Source organism: Porphyromonas sp. CAG:1061, assembly GCF_000435035.1.
Classification (GTDB): Bacteria; Bacteroidota; Bacteroidia; order Bacteroidales; family Porphyromonadaceae; genus Porphyromonas_A; species Porphyromonas_A somerae.
The window spans coordinates 1-4661 of record NZ_HF988848.1 but is presented as its reverse complement, the minus strand read 5'-3'; the positions used below and the strand labels follow the sequence as shown (position 1 = coordinate 4661).

3 protein-coding genes are annotated in these 4661 nt (G+C 49.5%); all 3 read right to left on the bottom strand.

Annotated features, from left to right (window positions below; genetic code table 11):
• Positions 1–41: 41 nt before the first annotated feature.
• Positions 42–1046, bottom strand: a complete 1005-nt coding sequence (locus tag QVO39_RS00990) for a hypothetical protein (protein ID WP_021902634.1) — start codon at positions 1044–1046, stop codon at positions 42–44.
• Positions 1047–1052: 6 nt separating this feature from the next.
• The gene (locus QVO39_RS00985) at positions 1053–2048 is read right to left on the bottom strand and encodes a FimB/Mfa2 family fimbrial subunit (RefSeq protein ID WP_021902633.1); all 996 of its coding nucleotides are present in this window, start codon (positions 2046–2048) and stop codon (positions 1053–1055) included.
• Positions 2049–2060: 12 nt separating this feature from the next.
• A partial coding sequence (locus QVO39_RS00980; RefSeq protein ID WP_288171333.1) for a fimbria major subunit occupies positions 2061–4661 on the bottom strand: 2601 nt, incomplete at its 5' end.

The following is a 4661-nucleotide window of genomic DNA, read 5'->3' as shown; positions in this document are numbered from 1 at the left end:
TCCGACTTGTCTGACCTGTCCGACTTGTCCGATAAGGTACTCTACAAATTACGCAGCTGGTAGCGGTAATGGCCACCTGGGAAGATGGTGAAGCGTTCGATGAGGCCATTGATGCCGATGGGGGCGGGCTCCATCGCGATGCGGAGGTACTCCTCGTAACTGTTGGGGAGTCGCTCCTCTGGTAGTTGCATCAGTGGCAATAGCTTCGTTTCGCCATTCGTCAACTGGATCCGCAGATGCGTCATATCGCTGAGCTCTGGACCTCGCCACTGCTGCTGCTCCGGGGCATAACAGCGCACCTCAGGCAGACCAACACAGTAGAGCGTCCCCCCCTTCTCCAATGGGGTGAGCGGATAGTAGTGCATCTCATGTCTCCGATCCGACACCTTAGAGTAGGGGTACCCAAAGAGCCCCCCATCCTCCCGATCCTTAGGGAACCCCAGCTCGATACGCTCCATCGACAACCCCTTGGTATCCACCTCTAGGAGTGCCACCGATGGTGCCAGCTGAGGATAGAGGATAATGGTACGATCCGTCTCCTCTTGCCGAGGCAACTGTCGCTGTAGGTGCCCCACCAATGGGATCAAAAATGGCCGATGCTCTGGGCGTGACAAAGGGATAAAATAGGTGAGCCGCAACAACGCCTGCTTGCTATTGATTTGCTGAAATGTCTCCTCCTGAATACCGATCCCCTCCTCATTAGCGATGAAAAAGAATTCATAGGTACTCTGATCCAGCACCACAGGGTCACTACACGCCAGCTGACGCCAACTGAGGTTTCTATCCGCCCCCTTGTAGCGTAGCCGCCCATTGTACACCACCTCTCCCTTTAGATTGGTGGCTACCAGACGTAGCGAGGTGATCTTTCCGAAGTGCTCCTCCGTCCCCTCTGGCAATAGCAGTTCGGGACGACTAAAAACGACCGCCACCTTACCCTGACCAGGGTCAGGATAAGGTGCGTCAAATATTAAGTCGGTACAACTGGTCTGAAAGAGGGATAGCAGTAGTAAACAGCAGATCCCTGCACCATAGGAAAGCGGTCTCATTCCTAATTATAACGGAGCTAGTTCAGTATCGTAGCTGTGTACCTGCCAGTTATTGATCTTCACCCAAGCGACTTGATATCCTTCGGAACAGTTAGGACAGCGGCGTACCTTCAGCTCCACGGTGAAGTCGTGGTCACAGTAGAGATTGATATCGGCACCATCTTTAGCTGCACTCATCAGTAGCCCAATCAGGTTGCTACGGAAAAATGGATGCTCCTGACCTGCCTTACGCATGGTGAGCCAACTATTGTGGCCGCTTCTCAGAAGTAGGGTGGTCAGTTCTGCTGTTAGCTCGCCATCATACCCAGGTTCACAACCTGGCTCTACTGGGCCGACAAAGGTATTCGCCTTGGTCGTAATCGTGGTAGGGTAGGGATAAGGGGTAGCCTCATTATTGCCCAGCATCTTACCCTCGGCACTGTAGCGGTCATTGGCCGATACCACCTCCACAGAGATCTTATCTGGATCTTCAAGACCGATGATGTGCACCTTGATGCGGTTGGTCAGCTCCAATAGATTCACCTCCACAGAGGTGACCTCATCTGCCCCCTCTTCATTGAGTGGCTTCAGAGCTACTTCACGGCTAATCCCCTGGCGGATTCGCTGATCCTTCAGGTCCTGACCCGCCTTTAGCTGAACAAATTGCTCGCCAAGCTTGGCATTAGGGGTGAGCTCAAAGTGATCCTTGTAAAGACCCGACCATGCTGCAACGCGAACCGATTCGCCTGCAGGCACCGTCATCCGCACCTTGGTCTCGGCCGAGATGGGTCCCTCGTGGGTCTGTGTCGCCACTGCCTCACCCTTTTCATTGTAGGCGATGAGGAGCACACTCTTTACATCGCTAGGGTAGGTACGTGCCCCATCACAATCGGTCTGAGTATAGAGCAACACCTCTATTTCCCGTGGGCACTCCTTAAGCTGGTCGTGCAATAACGATTGACACCCTCCAAGAAATAGAATTGGGAGGAGGGCAAGTGCCCTATTTAGTATTCTCTTAGTCATATCTAATAGTGATTAGAATTGTTTTTTATAGCTATGTATCCCCCAGCCGACATTCGTCACCTGTACGTTCATGTAAGGATCCTGAATGGGCAGATACTCATTGTTCGATGGCACCTTCTCATCGGGATCAATGTTATGCAGGAAGCTGAAGCGTGGGTCGTCAGGCTTCTTCACAAAGGGGATCCCCGATAGCCCCATCTTCGTGAAGCCGGTGATGTGCATGTGGTAGATATTATTACGCAATACTGGTGATGAGTACCAGGTGCGGTTGTCATTGGTGCTAGGGTTCACCCAAGCGTAGTAGACCATCAGCAGGCGAGTTTGTAACATTTGATTTTCATTGTATCTTGTTTCGCTTGCTGTATCTGTTCCACGGTATCGGGTCAGAATTTCGTAGTTGACCACCTTGTCCTTGTGCTTAGCGGTGTACTCCTCTACGTAGCCAAGACGAAGGTCAATATAATCATACTTCCTGGCACCTTGTTTGAAGGCGGGAACCAAGTCGGGAGCTACCCTACCATAGAGGTAGAAGTCCATAGCTCGCTGCTCATCAGCAGGGAGCGTCTCCGCCTTAATCTTACCATTCAACACCTCGCTGAACTTATCCAGCAAAGTTTGTGACGCTACTGGTATCGCTACCCCTGCCGGGATGGCATTGGTAATATTGGTATACCAGTCGTCAGTAGTCTTTAACTTATGGTTACCACCACGTTTGTCCGCAGGGATGTCGTGGTAATTGAGGTAAAACTTCTGCGTATCCAGAGAGTAGTAGATACGGTTGATGCCATGGGCGTAGGTGATAGGAGTAATATCATCTCCATCATCATACGTCACACCAGCCACTTCAATTTTGTCAGCCTCTTCTGTAAGCCTTTCTATTTCCTTATCAATGCTAGCTATCTTTTTCTTCGCCTCAGCGATCTTAGCTTCTGTAGTGGTCACCTGATTTTCCGCTGCAATGTGTTTGCTGTAGCCATCAGAATCTTTTTTAGCATCATAGTAATCTTTACGTAACTTATTGACTAGTGCTTGAGCTTTTTCTAGTTCTTTCTTATAAGCTGCTTTTCGGTTTCTACCCGTTGCCGCATTGTACTTTTCTTGCCAATCATCCCGAATATTCAATGCATTAGTATACTCTGCGGCTTTGCCCCAGTTCTTAGAATCTTTAATTGGCGATTCAAAATTCGCTAATTCTTCTTTTTCTAGAACTAGTTGTTGCTCAAGTGCTAACGAGTCTCTTCTTGCTTGTTCAGCACTAGCTTTCACTTCTGCAATCTTCTTCTGAAGATCTTCCTCTCTCTTCTTTCTCCCTGAGAGGGCACTCTCATCCCATGGGAGGCTCTTGATAGCGAAGGAGGCGATGACGGCAAAGAAAGGGGTATTCCCCTTGCGGTAGCCACTATCCTCTCCGGCACCCCATTGATGGGTCGTCTCGGTCAGGTAGCACCCCCCCCATCGTACACTGGGAGTCTCATAAGGAAATTTAAAGCCAGTTTTATTGAATGATGCGTCATCTTCCACCTTTCCCGGCACTAATAGCACCTTTTGACGTAAGAGATTTGGTATCGCATTATCTGTGCTAGGGGGCATTACCTTGCTTTTATTCACAGGAATAGAATTGCGGAAGAAACGCTCATCCTCGAGTGTAATGGGGTCAAAATTCTCCTCCCCGTATGGATGATAGGTGTTAAAGTTAATCAAGTCGGTGGGGGTAAGATCGTCATAAGAGGGACTCTTGGTATTCTTGATATTGAACCACTCACTATCGGAACGCTCGGCAATAGGGTAGAAGGTCGGCACAAAATTGAGCACCTGATAGTAGATGCCCTTCAGTTCCATCTTCTCCTTTTCGGGGTCGCCCTTAAGCCCATCCCCGATGATCTTCTCATCCCACGACACCACGGCTTGAGCGAGTACCCTGCGGACACTGACTACAGCCAAGTTCGTGCGACTATTGGCTACTTCGCTTTTTGACACATTATCTGTAACGGCAAAGTCCTCCTTTATGCCAGAGCACATAATGTGGTCTGCATATTTGACAAAATCACAACTACCTTTAGCTGGTTCTGAATTAAAATCAAAGGCACGATTGTCAAAGGATTTTATTTTGTCAGTGTTAAAGCCTGTTAAGGATTTAGTTTCGGGCTTTTTTGTGTATTCATTAAGATCCATATAAACGACCTTCTTGGCTATGTTGGGGTCGGGGCGGAAGCCTCCGAGCTTGGGGGCATCGGCTGTCGTAGTGTAGGTCATACCGACCTCTCCTTGAAAAGGAATTGGCTTCTTGATCGCCGCCAAAAAGCTAGCCTTGTTGGAGAGCGTTTGCCTTAGATACTCGATATACTGCGCTGGTGGATTGAGGAAGGCATAGATGGTCTTCTTCCCAGGTGAGGTTTGCCATGGTGTCAGTGTCAGTACGTTATTCTCCCACTTCTGTACATCGGGATCTAGCTTCGCTGGATCCTTTAGCTCCCATTCATAATTACTATCACGTCCCCACACTGGAGGAGCAGTCACAATCTTATTGCTGGAGATGCAATGGACCTCGTTGCGATCCTCGGAGACAACGTAGACAGCGAAGGAGGTGATGTCGTCAGTACCTGCCCAGTCCCC